Here is a 17,142-nt window from a genome sequence, read left to right on the forward strand (position 1 = left end):
GGGGCGTTCCGTCCGGCGGTCGGAGTCGGGCTCGCCTGCATGAGACGCACCCCCTGGGGCAACAGCTGGATGACCATTCTGGCCAATCTGCTCGGTGGCGCCGCCGCAGCAGGATGTTTCTACCTGATTCATCCGAAAGCGGACCGCGATTGATTCCGAAAGTCAGCCGGAAATCGACAGCAGTCCGGCCCGGACTGCTGTCGGATTTCGGCTCTTTCCGCAAGATTGATCCGAAGCCATCGCCGGAGCGATCGATGCAACGACAGAGACGCTCCGGTCTTTTTTTGCGCCCCCTCCCCGCTCAGAGGGAGTGACGTCCCGGGAAGGGCAGAAGAGACGCCCCGGCATCCGCTCCCCGGTGTCCCGGTCTGAACGGATCAGAGGCGAGGAAAGGATTCAGTCGATTTTTTCAATCGTCCAGTGGTTGATCTGAAGCGAGTCGGAGTTCGGCGTCCAGGCGAATGATTTCTTCAGGAACTCCCCCTCGCGCGTCCGGAAAGATACTTCAATTTTCTCCGGCGAAGCGTCGAGCCCGAGCATGACGAGCCGCCGCCCGATCAGATGGCTTGCAAAAAATTCCCCGTTCTTCCAGATGCACAGATTCTGTTCCGTCCCCAGACCGAAACTCGAAACCACATTGTAATTCGTCGGCTCGATCACGCCGACCAGAAAACGATCGCCACCGATCTCAACCGCGCGGCAGAACGGGATGTTCAACTGCGCAATCGTCTCCGTTTCCGGCATGCCCTTTTCCCATTTTTCCGCGGGGATCTTAAAATTCAGCTCCCCGTGGTTCAGCGGGAACATCTTGCCCAGAAACCGCACCGGCGCCTCCCGCATTTCGACGAACGCACGCCGGACCTCTTCCGGAACGGTCAGCTCCTCGAAACGGTTTTTCAACCGGGCCTCTTCGCGCAGAGACTCCTGCATCGCGGCAATGGAGCCCCCGCTGATCGGTTCGGCATTGCGGCGATCCATCAGACGCTGCCACTTGAACTGCTCAAGCAGCAGCGCGCGGCGCTCCGGCGCGGAAAGGGTCGAAAGTTTCCAATCGAGCGCCTCCGCGAGCTGTTTCTCCGCCAAGATCGCCATTCCACCGGCGGCGCTGGTCATCTCAACCTGCGTGGCGGCGTTCTCGAGTTCCGACTCCACCGCGCTCCGCTCGGGCGTCTCCCACTGCGGCGCCGGCGCACAGCCGGCGCAGAGAATCAGCACCGCCCCGATCAGACTTTTTCTCATAACTCCCTCCCCTGCCGGCAAGGTTACCCGACCACGATGTTCAGCAGCCGCTTCGGAACGAAGATGACCTTGCGCACCGTCCGACCGTTGATCGCAGACTGCACTTCCGGCGAAGCGAACGCGATCTTTTCGGCGACCTCCTGCGTCGCGTCGACCGGCATCATCAGCCGCGCTTTCGGCTTGCCGAGAACCTGGACGAGAATTTCGACTTCGTCGAGTTTCAGCAGCGACTCATCCCACGACGGCCACGGTTCATAGGCGAGCGACTCGGTGTGCCCGAGCTGCTCCCAGAGCTCCTCTCCGAGGTGCGGCGCAAACGGCGAAAGCAGCAGCACAAACTTCTCCGCAGCTTCGCGCGGCAGCTTCTTGAGCTTTGAAAATTCGTTCAGGAAGATCATCAGCTGGCTGATCGCCGTGTTGAAACCGAAGCTGTCGAGGTCCTGCGACACCTTCTTGATCGTCGCATGCAGCAGCCGCTCCTGCTCTTTCGTGCAGGGCTCGTCGACGATTTCCGCCTCCTGGAACATGCGGAACGCCCGTTTCAGGAAACGGAACACCCCCTCGACGCCTTTCGTGCTCCACGGCTTGGTCGCCTCGAGCGGCCCCATGAACATCTCATACATGCGCATGGAGTCCGCACCGTAATCGCGGATCACATCGTCCGGATTGACGACGTTGCGCAGAGACTTCGACATTTTCGCCGGGAACTCCACGAGCGACTCGCCGTCGCTCTTGCGCACCGGACCGGCGGGGGTGAATTCCACCTGGTCGGTCGGGACGAGGACGCCGCGTTTGTCCTTGTAGCTGATTCCGAGGATCATCCCCTGGTTGATGAGCTTTTTGAACGGCTCCTTCGTCGAGACCAGCCCGAGGTCGAACAGCACCTTGTGCCAGAAACGCGCATAAAGCAGATGCAGCACCGCGTGCTCCGCTCCGCCGACGTAGAGATCGACCGGCATCCAGTACTTCTCTTTCGCCGGGTCCCACGCCTGATCCGGATTCTTCGGGTCGATGTAGCGCAGATAGTACCAGCAGGAACCGGCCCACTGCGGCATGGTATTCGTCTCTCTCCGTCCTTTGCGTCCGGTCTTCGGATCGGTGTAGTTGAGCCAGGACTTCGCTTTCGAGAGCGGCGGCTCTCCGTCGCCGGTCGGCTTGAAATCCTCCATCTCCGGCAGATCCACCGGCAGTTCGTCGGAGTTCACCAGTTCGATCGATCCGTCCTCGTAATGGATGATCGGGAACGGTTCACCCCAGTAACGCTGACGGCTGAACAGCCAGTCGCGCAATTTGTACTTGACCGCCTCTTTTCCGAGCCCGCGCGCTTCGAGCCAGCGGGTCGCGGCCGGTTTCGAGTCGGCAACCGAGAGCCCGTTCAGGTCGAGCCCCTCGTTGTTGGCCGAGTGGATGAGCTTCCCCTCCCCCGTCCAGCACGCTTCGCCGCGCAGAACCGCCTCGACGTCGACGTTCTCCGCTCTGGCCGCCTCGGCGTCCGGTTCGATGATGCAGATGACCGGCAGCCCGAACGTCTTCGCAAACTCGAAGTCGCGCGTATCGTGCGCCGGAACCGCCATGATCGCACCCGTTCCATAGGAGACGAGCACATAATCCGCAATCCAGATCGGAATCTGGCGGCCGTCGACCGGATTGGTCGCATAGGCGCCGGTGAAAGCGCCGGTTTTCTCGGTATTTTCGCCGGTGCGCGCAAGTTCGCTTTTGCGCGCGGCCTCTTCGCGATAGGCGTCGACCGCGGCTTTCCGATCCGGAGTGGTCAGCTTGTCCACGAGCGGATGTTCCGGAGCGAGAACCATGTAGGTCGCACCGAAAAGCGTGTCCGGCCGGGTCGTGTAGACCGTGATCGATTCCCCGGCGGTGGTCATGAATTTCACCTCGGCACCGGTGGATTTTCCGATCCAGTTACGCTGCATCTCCTTGACGCCCTCGGGCCAGTCCAGTTCATCAAGATCCTTGAGCAACCGTTCGGCGTACTCGGTAATCCGCAGCATCCACTGCTTCATCGGCCGCCGGATCACGGGGTGGCCGCCGCGCTCGGAGAGGCCGTTGATGACCTCCTCGTTCGCGAGCACGGTGCCGAGAGCCGGACACCAGTTGACCGGAATCTCGTCGAGGTAGGCAAGTCCTTTCTTGTGCAGCTGCGAGAAGATCCACTGCGTCCATTTGAAGTAGGCGGGCTCGGTGGTGTTGATTTCGCGGCTCCAGTCGTAGGAGAATCCGAGCGCCTTGATCTGGCGGCGGAAGTTGTCGATGTTTTTCCGGGTCGTGATCTCGGGGTGGGTTCCGGTTTCGATCGCGTACTGCTCGGCGGGCAGCCCGAACGCATCCCATCCCATCGGATGCAGAACATTGTACCCTTTCATGCGCCGGTAGCGGCAGACGATGTCGGTCGCGGTGTACCCCTCGGGATGGCCGACGTGGAGACCCGCTCCCGACGGATACGGGAACATGTCCAGGCAGTAGAACTTCGGTTTCGGCGAAAAGTCGACCGCCTTGAACGTGCCGTTCTTCTCCCAGTATGCCTGCCATTTCTTCTCGATGGCGGAAAAATCGTATTCGCGCGCCATGTTCGCTCCTTCTTTCATGAAATATAAGTTCAAAATGATGATTTTACCTTAACATACACGCGGAATGTCTCTTTTGCCAGTTCCGCGGAGAAAAACACCGGGAATGAACCGCGGACGTTATGCGCGTTTCTGCCGGGCGATCTCCCGCAGGGCGGTCGCGAGCTGGTCCGGACAGGAGGTCGGCTTGCCGCCGCAGCGGATTCCCTGCAGCCGCTCGATGAGCTCCGCCGGCTTCATGCCGACGGCAAGGCGGCCGATCCCGGCGAGGTTGCCCGGGCATCCTCCGACGAATTCGACGCGCCGGATCACGTCCTTCTCCTCGTCGATGTCGATTTCGATCATCCGGCTGCACACCATTTCGCTGGTCTGAAAACGATAAATCATCTGGCCCCCCCTCATATATTCCGGAAAAGGGGGGAAACCTTGTCCGGACTTGTTTCTGATTGATTTCGCGCTTTTCCCGAATATTCACAGGGAATCACTGGATGATTCCGGAAAAACGATGTATATTAATATACGTTATAGAAGAAACCGAGTCAAGCAGAAACCACATTCAGAAATATGGCGAAGAAGAAAAAAGAAAAAAGCACGTTCCGAATCTACGCGGAATATCTTCCGTTCTGCCTCCTGTATGGAGTCATTCATATTCTCCCGCTGAAGACGGGATACGCCCTCAGCACTTTCCTCTTCCGGCTGCTCTACCTCATCGACCGCCGGCATCGCGTCCGCACGGTTCAACATCTCATGCACGCCGGAATGTTCACGGACAAGGCGGAAGCCAGCCGGTTCGCGCGCAGGACCTACCTCGAATTCGCAAAACTTCTCGTTGAAGTCGTGAAGATGAAGCAGTTGTATTCAAAGGACAAAATCTTCGTCACCGGCTCTCAGGAGACAATCGACTACGTGACCCCCGCACCGGGGAAAGAGTCCGGCGAACAGGTCATCATCATCACGGCGCACTACGGGAACTGGGAGGTCGCGGGAACGGCGTTCTCGGAACAGGCGAACCGGCCGATGACCTCTTTCATGCGCTCATTCGGCAACCCGCTCATCGGCCGGATGATCCTCGCGCACCGCGCCGGCAAACTCCACGAACTCGTCGACAAGACCGAGGGAATCCGGCCCATCCTCCGCGCGGCCGGGGCCGGGCGCAACATCACAATGCTGATCGATCAGCACGCGGCGAGCGGCGAAGGCGTCGATTGCGAGTTCTTCGGCCATCCGGCGCGCATCCACATGACTCCGGCGCTGCTGCATTTGAAGACCGGAATTCCGATCATGCCCGAACTCACCCGCCGCCGGCCCGGCAGCAACTTCGAGTTCGATCTCGTTCTCGGCGACCTGATCCGCTACGAACCGACCGGAAACAAGCAGCACGATGTGCAGGCCGTGAGTCAGTTGTGCGCCACCGCGCTCGAGAAACTGATCCGGGAGGAACCGGTTCAATGGCTCTGGGCTCCGCGACACTGGCTCGACATCAACCGCCGCGAAGCCGACAAATACAAAAACTGGCAGCCGCCCGGACCGGAAGAGCCGGTCAGCTCGACAGAAAGATCCCCATCAGGAGCGGAATCGTCCCGAGCGAAAAGAGTGTCGTCAGAATGATCGCGCGCCCCGCGAAGTCGGGATCGCCGCCGTAACGCTTGGCGACCAGCACGGAACTCGAGGCCGCCGGCATCAGAGCGACCACCGCCGTGACCTGACAGACCTCTTCCGGCAGCGGCAGCAGCCGCAGCAGCAACAGCAGGGCAACGGGGATCAACACGAGACGCACCGCCGAAAGCAGCAGCATGTCGTACCAGTTCTCGAGCATGCCCCGGAAACTCCCGACCAGAGCCACGCCGATTACCACCAGCATCAGCGGAACCGTGATGTCGCCGAGATATTTGAATGTGTAATCGAGCGCTTCCGGCACTGGAATCCCGAGGAACGAGACCAGCAGAGCAGCGACGACTGCGGCGATGTTGATCGAAAAAATGCTTTTGAGCGTCTGCTTCCACGAGCTGCCGCCGGTGAAAGTCGCCACGCCGATCGTCCAGAATCCGATCGTGGAACCGACGTTCATGAGCAGCAGCAGCGCGACGTGGCGCTCGCCATAGATGTTCTGCAGTACGATAATCGGCAGAAAGACGTAATTGTTGATCGCGCAGATGTGATGAAACGTCCCCTCACGACCGTGACCGCGGGATTTCATGAAACGTTTGAAAATCCATCCGACCGCCGCCCCGAAAAGCATGATGGCGATTCCGAGCAGCGGCATCACCCAGAGCTCGGAGAGATGGTCCGGATTGAATGTGCGCGTGATCGTCGAAAAAGTCAGCATCGGGAAAAACAGATCGAGCGTGAGCCGCGAAAGTTTATCCAGATCGCCGCTCTCGATCATCTTGAGCTTCCACGCCAGCGCTCCGACTCCGAAGACGATGAACGTCTCGAGAATCGACAGAAACACCTGGTACATCATGGTTGAAAATCCTCCGGAAACAGAAAAGGCGCCCCGCCTCCATCCCGGAGCGGAACGCCCTGCCCTGCCGAAACGCTTTGCTTACTTCGCGAGCGAGTTGAGCAGCTTGTCGGCCTGCGACTTCTTGTTCGCAACGCGGTTCGCATGGATCGTACCGACTTTCGCGGCCTTGTCGAGGCGGCTCGAGAACGTCTTGCCGAGCTCGGCGGCGGCGGCGGCGTCCCCCGCGGCGACCGCGGCGCGGAACTTCTTCTCGATGGTCTTGAGTTCGCTCGTGCGCATACGGTTGCGGAGGTTGGCCTGACGGCTGGTGCGCAGACGCTTGATTGCGGATTTGGTGTGAGCCATTTTCTTTACTCTCTCTTGTTACAAAATTTAGTTGTATGATAAAACCATTCTTATATCGAGCATGAGTAAACTAAAATACTCCAGATTTGTTTTTTTTCAAGCCCGCAGTCATGATTTTTTCCAATTTTCAGCGCAATTCGGCCAATGCCGCGAATGCGGGCGGCAAATCGAGCCGGTAAATAGCCCGACGTCCGTCATGGATCGAGTCGACCGTGACGCAGCTTCCGTCCGGACTCCAGCGCGGATGCAGATCGCAGCGGACGTCGTCCGGAGTTCCGGCGGGACGCTCGTGCCGGAACTCTCCGAGCGTGACATGGCAACCGTTTTCCGCATCGATCAGGATCAGGGTCTGGATTCCGTTCTGCGGGTAGCTGTCCGAGAGGATGTACCGCCCGTCGGGCGAGAAAACCATATGCGACATCCGGCCGTGCCCGGCCGAGAGTCTCTGCGCGAGGAACGGGCGGCGGCCCTCGTCGAACACGACGGCATCATGGCCGCGGCCGCCCCAGGCCGCGTCGACGAGGATCTCGCGCGGCGTGCGCCCCCAGATCTGGTGGGAGATCAGCTTCGCCCAGCACGCCTCGGGCAGAACGCACTCGGCATCTTCGCCGGAAAGGGAGCTTGTGTACAGAAATGTCATCCATCCCCGACTCATGTCACCCGGTTCGTCGCACTGCCGGAAGAGCCAGAGCACCCGGCTCGAATCGCGGTTGAAAATCGCGTGATTCAGCCAGATGTGACGCCCCTCGCAACTGTATGCATAAGGATGACGTTCGATCATGCTCCGGTAACTCACGATGATCCGGCTCGCACCGGTCTCCAGATCGATGAGCCGGAGTCCCTCCGAATCAAGGTCGGCGGGATGAAGATCCGGAGAGAGCGCGGTATCGGCGTAGCTGTAACCGCGGCGCGGAATCCGGCTGAAATTCAGCGAAACCGCATACCGGCCGTCCGGCGAAATCGCGTAAATCGGCCACTCATACCGGCCGACGATCCCGTGTCCGAGCCGGAAAACGCGGGCAACCGGCTTTCCGGATTCTGTGTCGAAGTCATTGAACACGAAACAATCGGGGCGGCGTGGAAGAAACAGCTCCATGCACCCCTGCTGGTGGCACCAGGTGCGGGTTTTGACCAGCGGCTCGAACCCGTGCGGGCCGATCACGCCGACGTCGGCGCACTCTCCCGGCCGGGGCAGGCGCGTCTCCTGCGGAATCCGCATCGCCAGATGCAGCGACATGTCATGATTCCACGGGTTGCGGTCGTAGTAACCGAACAGGTAAATGCCGCCGTCATCGGGTGAAATTTTCCTCCATGCGTACTGCGGATGAATCGCCATTGCATTCCCCTTTTCCGTTGGTGCGGCGGAGTGCCGCCGCATGTTTCTGCATTTTGGATATTATGCACTCCCAACTCCGCTTAGTCAAGCCGCGGCGGTGAAAAACCGGCAGAAAAGACCGGACCGCGGTTTCCGAATGCGGCAAATCGACACATTTGCCGGGAAAAACTTGCATTTTCCGGAAAATCGCTGTATCTTTTATGAACGGAATATCATCTCCCGTTTACAGAGAAAGGCATTGGTTATGAAGAAAGTTCTGGTCACCGGGGGCGCGGGCTACATCGGCAGCGCCTGTTCCGAATATCTGCTCGACCGCGGTTACGACGTCACGATTTTCGATGCGCTCATCACGGGCCATCGCGAGGCGGTCGATCCGCGCGCCAAATTCATCCTCGGCAATCTCGCCGATCGCGAGCTCATCAAGAAAGTGTGCCGCGAGGGAGAGTTCGACGCGGTGATGCACTTCGCGGCATTCAGCCTGGTCGGAGAGTCGATGCAGAATCCGTCGAAATATTTCCGCAACAACCTCGCGTCGGGGATCAACCTTGCGGACGCGGCAGTCGAGGGCGGCGTGAAGATGTTCGTCTTTTCGAGCACGGCCGCGACGTTCGGGCAGCCGGAGTCGATTCCGATCCGCGAAAACGACCGCCAAATTCCGATCAACCCCTACGGCGAATCGAAGCTCTGCTTTGAAAAGGTGCTGAAGTGGTACAGTCAGATCCACGGGATGAAATACGCGGCGCTGCGCTACTTCAACGCGGCGGGCGCGTCGGAGAAGTTCGGCGAGGACCATCGTCCGGAAAGCCACCTGATTCCGATCATTCTTCAGACGATCCGCGGCAAGCGCGAAAAGCTCATGGTGTTCGGCGACGACTACGAGACGCCGGACGGGACCTGCGTGCGGGATTACATCCATATCCTCGATCTTGCGCAGGCGCATGAACTTGCGCTGTCCGCGCCGGAGAGCGGCCACTACAACCTCGGCACCGGCAACGGACTCTCGGTGAAGGAGATCATCGACGCGGCCGAGAAAGTGACGGGCAAGAAAGTCAATTACGAAATCGCGCCGCGCCGTCCGGGCGACCCGGCGAAGCTGATCGCCTGCAGCGACCGGATCAAGTCGATGCTGCACTGGCAGCCGAAATACGAATCCGCCGAGCAGATCATCGAATCGGCGTGGAAGTGGCAGCTCAAACACCCGAACGGGTACGCGAATTGATCTGGCACGAACTCGGGCCGTTCACGGTGTTCGACGTCGAGACCACCGGAATGAGCCCGGTCAATGACCGGATCGTGGAAATCGCCGCGATCCGGGTGGAGGCCGACGGGGAGCTGCGCCGTTTTCAGACGCTGCTGAACCCCGGCCGGCCGATTCCGTCTGCCGCGACCTCGGTCCATCACATCACCGACGAGATGGTGAAAGATGCGCCGCACTTCAAGGAGGCGGCCAAGCAGTTTCTGGAACTTGCCGAAGAGAGTACGCTCGTGGCGCACAACGCGCTGTTCGACCTCGGATTTCTGCAGGAGAGTCTGGCGCGGACGGGGATGCCGCTGTGGCGCGGCAAGACGCTCGATTCGCTGCGGCTGCTGCGCAAGACGCATCCGGGGCTGCCGTCGTACAGTCTGCAAAGCCTGCGCGCCTACTTCCAGCTTCCGAGCGAGAAAGGGATGAACGCCCACCGCGCCGGAGCGGACGTGGAGTGGACCGTGAAAGTCCTCGAAATCGCGCTAACCGAAGCGCTGAAGCGGTCCGCGCAACGTTAGCGGCCGCGTTTTCCCAGCTCGGCGAGGGAGTAGAAATTCGCCAGCACCCCGAACGAAAGCGCGTCGATCGAAAATATCGCCGTGGAGACCAGGGAAATCATGATTCCCTGCTCCACATCCAGTCCGATGACGGCGAACAACGCGCCGGAAATCACCTGCGAGATTCCGAGATTGTTCGGCGTGAATTTGATGAGCAGCGACAGCATGTTCCACAAATTCAGCAGCAGCAGCGCCGGGATACCGATGCCGTCGTAGTGCAGAATCCGGACGATCCACCAGTAGAGCAGCAGCATGTTCAGCATGCGGGCGGCATAGATCGCCAGCAGAACGGCGACCGTCCGATGGTCGCAGCAGAGCTGCCGGATTCCGCGCAGAATATTTTCCCCGAAATCCCAGACCTTCCGGATGAGACGGATCCGCGGCGCGGGAAGTCGCTCCATAATCAGATGCGCAATCACCGCAAAAACCGGTGAAAGCAGAAACAGCGCCGAAACAGCCGCAAAAATCAGAGAATCAATGCCGTAGGCGAAATAGAATCCCAGACCGAGCAGACCGCTTAAGAAAATGCTCAGGAGATAGAGAAAAATCGAAATCGAAAAGCTCTCGGAGATTTTCACATCGTATTTGCGCTTCAGAAACACCGTCATATAGGCCATCGCCCCCTGAAACGGCAGAAGCATCCCCCAGAGATTCATTCCCAGCGGCAGCAGCAGGATGTCTTTCTTCTCCATTGCGAAATGAAATTTTCCGCGCAGCGCGTACATCTCGAGTCCGCCCCAGAAATAGGCTCCGAGAGAGAGGAAAATCGTCAACGCCAGCTCCGGATACGAGATCTCGAGCAATACCCGGAATTGATCCGGCTTCACAAAAAAGCGCAGGACGACAATCAGCAATACGATCGTCACGAGATAAGAGAGCAGATTGACGATCTGATTGCGTTTCATGCTTCCAGAATCCTGTTCATTTCATCTGCGTAACGCATTCCGACCATCTTCAGATCAAGTTCGGAGACAGCATACTCCCTCCGCTCTTTCCTGCGGGAAGCGCCCAGTGGATCCGCCAGAGCTTCGCCCAGCACGGCGGCAATATCAGCCGGATCCCCCGCCCGAAACAACCGGAAAATGTGATCCCGCTCGGGGTGATTCATAAAGACCGGCAAATCGGAAACCGCAACGATCGCTCCGCTGCTCAGCGCCTCCATAACCACCAGCGGCCACCCCTCCGAAAAACTCGGCAGAACAAAAAGGTCGCTCTGCGCGAAATAGGCGGGCAGATCCTCATGAAGTACCGGCCCGGCCAGAATGACCCGATCCGCGACTCCGAGTTCCGCCGCCATCCGACGCAGTTCCGGTTCGAGTTCGCCGCCGCCGACCAGAAGCAGCGTCGCATCCGGAATGCGTTTCAGCAGAATCGGCATGGCCTGCACAAGCGAACGAACCCCTTTCAATTCGATCAGCGAACCGACAAAAAGGATCATGCGCCCCTCGATGCCATACCGTTTCCGGATGTCCGGCTCCCGGCATTCGGGAGAAAACACCGCCGTATCCACGCCCATGGGCAAAATGCGGCATTCACCCCGGAACCCGGCTTCCATTGCCCGTTTCCGCAGAAGCTCGCTGACCACCGTCAATCCATCCGTCCGCCGCAAGGCGAACCGTTTCAACCGGCCCGCAACCCCTCCGCCGACTTTCAGAAGATCCGAACCGTGGCAGGTCACGAGCAATCGCATCCGCCGGTTGAAAAAGGTCTTGTAGATCGCTGCCAGAAGTCCCTGCGGCAACAGCCAGTGGGCATGGATGAGGTCGATCTTCTCCCGCCGCACGGTCCGCATCAGCGCCAGGAACTCCAGTGCGAGGAAAAACGGCAGCCAGAGCAGAAGCAGCCGATTCCGCTTCAGAGCCGGAAGGATTCCGCCCGGCGTCCCCGCGATCACAATTCCGCCGAATCCCTGCCGGAAACGCAGAAGCTTCATGCCGTCCCGGCATTCACAACGCGCCACTCCCGGCAACGCCGGAGCCAGCACGACAACTTCAAAGTGTGCCACCAGCGATCTGGCCAGATCCTCGACGAAAATCCCCGAAACCGGATTGCGCGGACTCGGGAAAGAGGAGGTGAAAATCAGAATCCGTTTTTTCGCACTCATGTTCGCTCAAGCCTCAATGCGATCTGCCGAGTTGAAAAAACAGCGCCTTGCGATCCTCCGGGAAATGCAGCTGCCGGACTCCGGGAATCATCCGGATTTCAGCGATGAGCGACGGCGGAACATCGTCCGGATTCGCCACCACGACGAGATCCGGAAGAAGCCGGTCAAATCCCTCGAGATTCTCCGAAACGTAATTGGTCAGATCCGATGGAAGTCCCTGTTCGGCAATCTCCCGCAACGTCCACGTCTTATCGATGGAACGCAGGGCGTAGGCGAACGAATTCGCCCCGGCATAAACGCCCCAGCCATACTCGTCGCCGATGGTCAGAAGATTGATGTTGCGGGTTCCGGAACGCGGCGTCACCCCCTGCTGCCACGCTGCCAGTTCCCGGCCCAGCGTCTTGAAGTAATCGTTCTTCGACGGGAACAGATTGTCAAGCCCGTTCCAGAGCTGCAGAATACCGATCACCACAAGCGCCACAGCAGTCAGGCAGGGCAGCCGGAACTTCGCGGGAGCCCGACCGACAAGCGCCAAAACCTCGCGGAATCCGTACACGGTAAACGGCATGAGAAAAAAAGCGTTGATGAAAAAATAACGTCCCGCCGCCGACCGCATCAGGAAAAATGCAACCGTATTGGCCGCAAGCAGCAGCAACATGATCGAATCATCAAACCTCCACTCCTTTCGCCGGAAGAGCAGAATCATGCCGAACACCGCCAGAATCAGATAGGGGATGTAACACCCGTCGAGCATGTTCTTCCAGAAACGTTTCTCGAACTGCCAATCCGTAACCCAGGCGAAATCGAAGTCATTGACACTGCCATAGGTTGTGGAAGATGCCCTGACCGGCTCTCCGGCCGCGGACTCCTCCGCGCCCGTCCAGACCGCGATACGATGACAGATACCGCGGACTCCCCAGGTCTGCCGCGTGTCGAGAGCCGGATATCCGGTGGCCTGATACAGTTGAATCAAACGCGGCAGACAAAGCGCCAGACAGATCCCCGCAACGACCAGACAATACAGCACAAACCTGCCGATCCAGCGGAACGAAAGTTTCCATTTATCCGCCTGAAGCAGCATCAACCCCATGAACCCCAGAAGCATTGCCATATAAACAACGCCCTCGGAACGGACGAGGGAAAGTGCGGCGAACGTCGCGCCGAGCCAGCACAGCGTCACGTATTTCCGGCGCCGGACAAAGCAGAAGATCAAATACAGCGCCAGCGGAACAAACAACCACCGCCCGGAATCCAGCAGCGGCGAAAAACCGTAACGGATGATCTTCGGCATCAGAGCAAAAAACAACGCTCCCCATGCGGCGTATTTTCGCTCCATAAAGAAAGTCAACAGCCCGTAAACCGGGAAAACGGCCAGAATGCAGAAGAGACAGCTTATGAGAGTCGTCGCCTCGGGAATCGGCACTCCGATCCGGGCGAGAACACCGGCCATGGCCGGCAGCAGCGGGGTCATGGCCAGATCGAACGCATGTTCCCAGTCCCCGACCTTGAACCCGCTGACCATCGACATGTAAACGACCGAATCCCGGTAGTAAACGGGAGAGACGATCATCAGCAGCAGAGTCGAAAGAATACCGATCCCGACGGCAAGCCCCAGCACACAGCGGGGCGAGGCGAAAAAGGTTTTGATCCGGGAAAGCAACTGCTCCATATCACTCCCCCTCATTCGTCGTCGCCGGAGGACGGCGAAACCGGTTCAAAGCACGCTTTCCGCTGGCGGTACTGGATGTCCTCGAGCAGCTGCCGGTTGACGGAGAGCAGATCGGCCATGAACGCCATCATGCCGAACACCGTCCCCATCACCATCAGAACAGCCGCGAGAATCAGCGACTGCATCATCCCCTGCCCGCCGTCGGTCAGCCAGTGCCAGAGGAAACGGCACCCGACCAGAAATCCCGCCAGGAAAAATATGACCCCGATCGTGAAGAAAAACTTGAACGGCCGGTAGACCACGAAAATGCGGATCATCGTGAAAATCGAACGCTGGATGTAACGCGGAATGCTCTTCACCAGCCGAGACGGCCGCAGATCCGCATTCACCCGGACCGGCACGCAGACGATCGGCAGATTCTTGTATCCCGCCTGAATGATCGTTTCCAGCGTGTAGGTGTAGCGGTTGAACACGTTCATGCGCATGGCCGCATCGCGCGAGAGTGCGCGGAATCCGCTTGGGGCATCCTCCACGCTGGTACCGGAGATCTTGCGCACCACGAAACTGCCGAGTTTCTGCAGCAGCTTCTTGACCGGCGAAAAGTGCTCGATTCCGGAAATCGGCCGCGTACCGATCACATACTGCGCCTTTCCCTCGAGAATCGGCGTCACGAGAGCCGGAATATCGGCCGCGCAATACTGGTTGTCCGCATCGGTGTTGACGATGATGTCCGCTCCGAGCGAGAGCGCCGCCTGCAATCCGGTCATGAATGCACGGGCCAATCCGAGATTCGTGTGGTGCCGGACAATATGATCCACCCCGTTTGCCCGGGCAACTTCCACGGTTTCATCGGAGGAACCGTCGTCGATGATCAGGAACTCCACCTTGTCGATACCGGGAATTTCACGGGGCAGTTCGGCCAGCGCGATCGCAAGCGTCCCGGCCTCGTTGTAACAGGGGATCTGGATTATGAGCTTCAACTTTTTCTCCCGGCGCCGGGCGCCATGCGAAATGATCGTTTCTTCTGCATCAATATTGTCGATAATATATCACTCCGCACCGTCATTTTCAAACGCCGGGGGAAGATGTCGGTCAAATGGTCAACCGATATTCGCCCGCGCCGCAGTGCCGGGAACTCCCGTCCGGCAGCCGGACGACGGCTTCCGTGTTCGGCGGGATCGAGAACGTCCACTCGATCCGGTCGTCCTCCCGTCTCCAACGGGAACGGATCATCCCGGCAAAGGAGTCATATTCCGCCTCCACCTCGTTCAGCCCCGCGACAAAGTCCGGCGCGAGCAGAAACCGGTCGAACCCGTCCGAGTCCGGCAGCGGGCGAATCCCGGCAGGATATTTGTAAAACCAGCTCCCGACCGAGCCGAGCATCGGATGATTGTGCGAATTCATGCCGCTGCCGGTCGCGTTTTCCCACCGTTCCCAGAGCGTCGTCGCACCGTTCGCAAGCATGTACCCCCAGCCGGGGTACTCCGTCGAATTCACCATGCCGAACGCGAGATCGGAGCGGCCGAAGTGCGAGAGGATCTCGAGCAGATATTTCGTCCCGATGTTCCCGGTCGTGAGCTTCCGGCCGTCCGCCTCAAACCGCGCAACAAGATGGGCGAACGCCGCCCCGCGCAGCTCCACCGGCACCATATCGCAGTAAAGCGCGTAACAGTAAGCCGCCTGCGAATCGGATTCATAACGCCCCTCCCCGCGGTGGAAGCGACCGTGAAACGCCGCCCGAATCGCCGCGAACTGCCGTTCGAGCCGATCGGCCTCCCCTCGCTCGCCGAGAAACGCGGCGATCCGCGCCGTCAGCGAAACGGTGTACCCGTACAGCGCAGTCGCGACCAGCTCTTTCGGAACCAGACCGCTGCGGCAGCTCCCCGGAGCGCTGAATTCCACCGGCGGCACCCAGTCGCCGATCTCGCCGCCCCGCAGCAGAATGTGATTTTCCGCCGCATGTTCGAGGCAGTTGCACCAGGCGAGAAAGTGCGGGAAAAGTTCGCGCAGAAGCGCCCGCTCTCCGCAGTAAAGGTGCAGATACCAGGCCGTTTCGACGAAACTCGAACAGACCGGATCGACCTCGTCCGGCGTCCAGTGGCACGGCGCCGTCATCGGCACGAAACCGGTCTCCGGATCCTGCGCCTCGGCGATGTCGCGCAGCCATTTGCGCAGCAGATTCGCTTCGTCAAAGTGAAACAGCGCGCACTCACAACGTGCCATCATGTCGTTCAGCCACCCCATGCGTTCGGTTCGCTGCGGGCAGTCGGTGGGGACGCCGTGCAGATTGCTGCGTTCGGTCCACCTGACCATCGTCTCAATCCGGTTCACGAGGTCGTTGTCGGTGCGGAATCGCCCGACCGGGCGGCAATCCGTCCCGACGACGATTCCCGTGAGCGTCCGTTCGTCCGGCGCGCCGGGCAGCCCGATGACCTCGACGTAGCGGAATCCGTGGTACGTGAACGACGGCTTCCACTCCTCGCCCTCCTCCGCGCCGCAGGCGGTGTAGACGTCGACGGCGTGGTCGCCGAGCAGATTCTCCTGATTGACGCCGCCGTCCCCGTCGAGAAACTCGCCGAAGCGCAGCGCGATCCGGGTACCGGACGGCGCCTTGACCCGAAGCCGGCAGTATCCGGCGAAATTCTGCCCGAAATCGGCGACGAAACGGCCGTCCGGCAGCGCATTCCAACTCTTCACCGGCAGCTCCATGAGTTCGCGGATCGGTTCGCACATCGCGCCGCGCATCCTGCCGGCGGGCGGCGCGACGCGACAGCTCCCGCGGCCGGGAGGCAGCTGCGGTCCGCCGGGAAGTTTCCAGGCCGGATCGGGTTCGAGCCGGGCGTCGTACTCCTCGCCGCCGTAGATGCTGTTCCGGGTCACGCCGGAGGGGCCGCAGAGGTAGCCGAACGGGCGAGTTTTCAAAACGACTTCTCCGTCAAGTTCAAGCTGAAAGCGCGTGATCGGCGAGACGTACCACCCTGCGCCCGCATGGACGGCGAGCACATTCCCGCCGGGCTGCAGCACTCCTCCGAGATCGAACACACGGTAGATCACGCTCTTCGATTCATCGGTCGGCGCGGGATCGAGCACCGCGTCTCCGAGACGGCGGCCATTCAAAAAACTCTCGAACCAGCCGAGCCCGGCGATGTAGAGCCGGGCTTTGCGAACCGTTTCCGGAGCCTCGAACTTCGCCTGAAAACAGCGCCCGCATCCGGACCACGCACCGGGGAATCCGATCCAGACACACTGCCAGTCGGAATGTTCAAGGAGACCCGCCTCGAAGAAAGCCGGTTCGCTCCAGACGGACGGCTCTCCCCCTCTGCACCAGACCCGCACCTGCCACCAGACCCGTTCGCGACTCGCGAGCGGCGCGCCGCCGTAGGGGTGGTGATGGCTTCGCTTCCCCTCGACCCGGCCGGAGTCCCACAGATACGGGCCGTTTTCGAGCGACTCCGCCGTCGCTGCGGCGCGGATCTGCCAGGCGGTCTGCGGACCGGGACAACGCCACGAAAGTTCCGGATTGCGAACATCGATTCCAATCGGGTCGCTCAATCCCCCGGTCTTGAGAGCGAAAGCGGCTTGACTTAGTTTCATGCGAAA

The 17,142-nt window shown here is 59.9% G+C and carries 14 protein-coding genes; 3 read left to right on the forward strand and 11 right to left on the reverse strand.

Features of this window, described 5'->3' with window-relative positions; genetic code table 11:
• Window positions 1–396: 396 nt before the first annotated feature.
• The 3 genes from Q0J85_RS06365 to Q0J85_RS06375 form a co-directional block, all read right to left on the reverse strand.
• On the reverse strand, window positions 397–1,239 hold the full coding sequence (locus Q0J85_RS06365; protein ID WP_294479319.1) for a lysozyme inhibitor LprI family protein: 843 nt from the start codon (window positions 1,237–1,239) through the stop codon (window positions 397–399).
• 23 nt (window positions 1,240–1,262) lie between these two features.
• Complete coding sequence (gene leuS / locus Q0J85_RS06370) at window positions 1,263–3,821, reverse strand: leucine--tRNA ligase (RefSeq protein ID WP_294479321.1); 2,559 nt, start codon at window positions 3,819–3,821, stop codon at window positions 1,263–1,265.
• 117 nt (window positions 3,822–3,938) lie between these two features.
• Window positions 3,939–4,205 carry a TIGR03905 family TSCPD domain-containing protein gene (locus tag Q0J85_RS06375; RefSeq protein ID WP_294479324.1) on the reverse strand — a complete coding sequence of 89 codons (267 nt, stop codon included), beginning with the start codon at window positions 4,203–4,205 and terminating at the stop codon, window positions 3,939–3,941.
• A gap of 177 nt (window positions 4,206–4,382) precedes the next feature.
• Here Q0J85_RS06375 and Q0J85_RS06380 point away from each other — a divergent pair, with 177 nt between their 5' ends.
• On the forward strand, window positions 4,383–5,426 hold the full coding sequence (locus tag Q0J85_RS06380) for a lysophospholipid acyltransferase family protein (RefSeq protein ID WP_294479328.1): 1,044 nt from the start codon (window positions 4,383–4,385) through the stop codon (window positions 5,424–5,426).
• Here the strand turns inward: Q0J85_RS06380 and Q0J85_RS06385 are convergent.
• The 3 genes from Q0J85_RS06385 to Q0J85_RS06395 all read right to left on the reverse strand — a co-directional run bounded on the left by Q0J85_RS06385 (window position 5,359) and on the right by Q0J85_RS06395 (window position 7,966).
• Window positions 5,359–6,282, reverse strand: a complete 924-nt coding sequence (locus tag Q0J85_RS06385) for an AEC family transporter (protein WP_294479331.1) — start codon at window positions 6,280–6,282, stop codon at window positions 5,359–5,361. The two genes, Q0J85_RS06380 and Q0J85_RS06385, sit on opposite strands and share 68 nt — an antisense overlap.
• Window positions 6,283–6,363: 81 nt before the next feature.
• Window positions 6,364–6,630, reverse strand: coding sequence for a 30S ribosomal protein S20 (gene rpsT, locus Q0J85_RS06390; protein WP_294479335.1), 267 nt, complete (start codon window positions 6,628–6,630; stop codon window positions 6,364–6,366).
• 127 nt (window positions 6,631–6,757) lie between these two features.
• The gene (locus Q0J85_RS06395; RefSeq protein ID WP_294479336.1) at window positions 6,758–7,966 is read right to left on the reverse strand and encodes a hypothetical protein; all 1,209 of its coding nucleotides are present in this window, start codon (window positions 7,964–7,966) and stop codon (window positions 6,758–6,760) included.
• A gap of 244 nt (window positions 7,967–8,210) precedes the next feature.
• On the opposite strand from Q0J85_RS06395, the gene galE reads away from it, so the two are divergent.
• Together galE and Q0J85_RS06405 are read left to right on the forward strand one after the other, a co-directional pair.
• Entirely contained in the window at window positions 8,211–9,185 is a 975-nt protein-coding gene (galE, locus tag Q0J85_RS06400) for a UDP-glucose 4-epimerase GalE (protein WP_294479339.1), read from the forward strand.
• Window positions 9,149–9,730 carry a PolC-type DNA polymerase III gene (locus Q0J85_RS06405; protein WP_294479341.1) on the forward strand — a complete coding sequence of 194 codons (582 nt, stop codon included), beginning with the start codon at window positions 9,149–9,151 and terminating at the stop codon, window positions 9,728–9,730. Before galE ends, Q0J85_RS06405 begins: the two co-directional genes overlap by 37 nt.
• Here the strand turns inward: Q0J85_RS06405 and Q0J85_RS06410 are convergent.
• The 5 genes from Q0J85_RS06410 to Q0J85_RS06430 all read right to left on the reverse strand — a co-directional run bounded on the left by Q0J85_RS06410 (window position 9,727) and on the right by Q0J85_RS06430 (window position 17,136).
• Window positions 9,727–10,674 carry a lysylphosphatidylglycerol synthase domain-containing protein gene (locus Q0J85_RS06410; protein WP_294479343.1) on the reverse strand — a complete coding sequence of 316 codons (948 nt, stop codon included), beginning with the start codon at window positions 10,672–10,674 and terminating at the stop codon, window positions 9,727–9,729. The two genes, Q0J85_RS06405 and Q0J85_RS06410, sit on opposite strands and share 4 nt — an antisense overlap.
• Window positions 10,671–11,873, reverse strand: coding sequence for a glycosyltransferase (locus tag Q0J85_RS06415; protein WP_294479346.1), 1,203 nt, complete (start codon window positions 11,871–11,873; stop codon window positions 10,671–10,673). Before Q0J85_RS06415 ends, Q0J85_RS06410 begins: the two co-directional genes overlap by 4 nt.
• 13 nt (window positions 11,874–11,886) lie before the next feature.
• Window positions 11,887–13,542 (reverse strand): glycosyltransferase family 39 protein, encoded by a 1,656-nt coding sequence (locus Q0J85_RS06420; protein WP_294479348.1) that lies wholly within the window; start codon window positions 13,540–13,542, stop codon window positions 11,887–11,889.
• 11 nt (window positions 13,543–13,553) lie between these two features.
• Window positions 13,554–14,522 (reverse strand): glycosyltransferase family 2 protein, encoded by a 969-nt coding sequence (locus Q0J85_RS06425; RefSeq protein ID WP_294479351.1) that lies wholly within the window; start codon window positions 14,520–14,522, stop codon window positions 13,554–13,556.
• A gap of 112 nt (window positions 14,523–14,634) precedes the next feature.
• Window positions 14,635–17,136 (reverse strand): alpha-L-rhamnosidase, encoded by a 2,502-nt coding sequence (locus Q0J85_RS06430; RefSeq protein WP_294479352.1) that lies wholly within the window; start codon window positions 17,134–17,136, stop codon window positions 14,635–14,637.
• Window positions 17,137–17,142 lie beyond the last annotated feature (6 nt).

The sequence above is a fragment of the uncultured Victivallis sp. genome (assembly GCA_944389935.1).
Lineage (GTDB): Bacteria > Verrucomicrobiota > Lentisphaeria > Victivallales > Victivallaceae > Victivallis.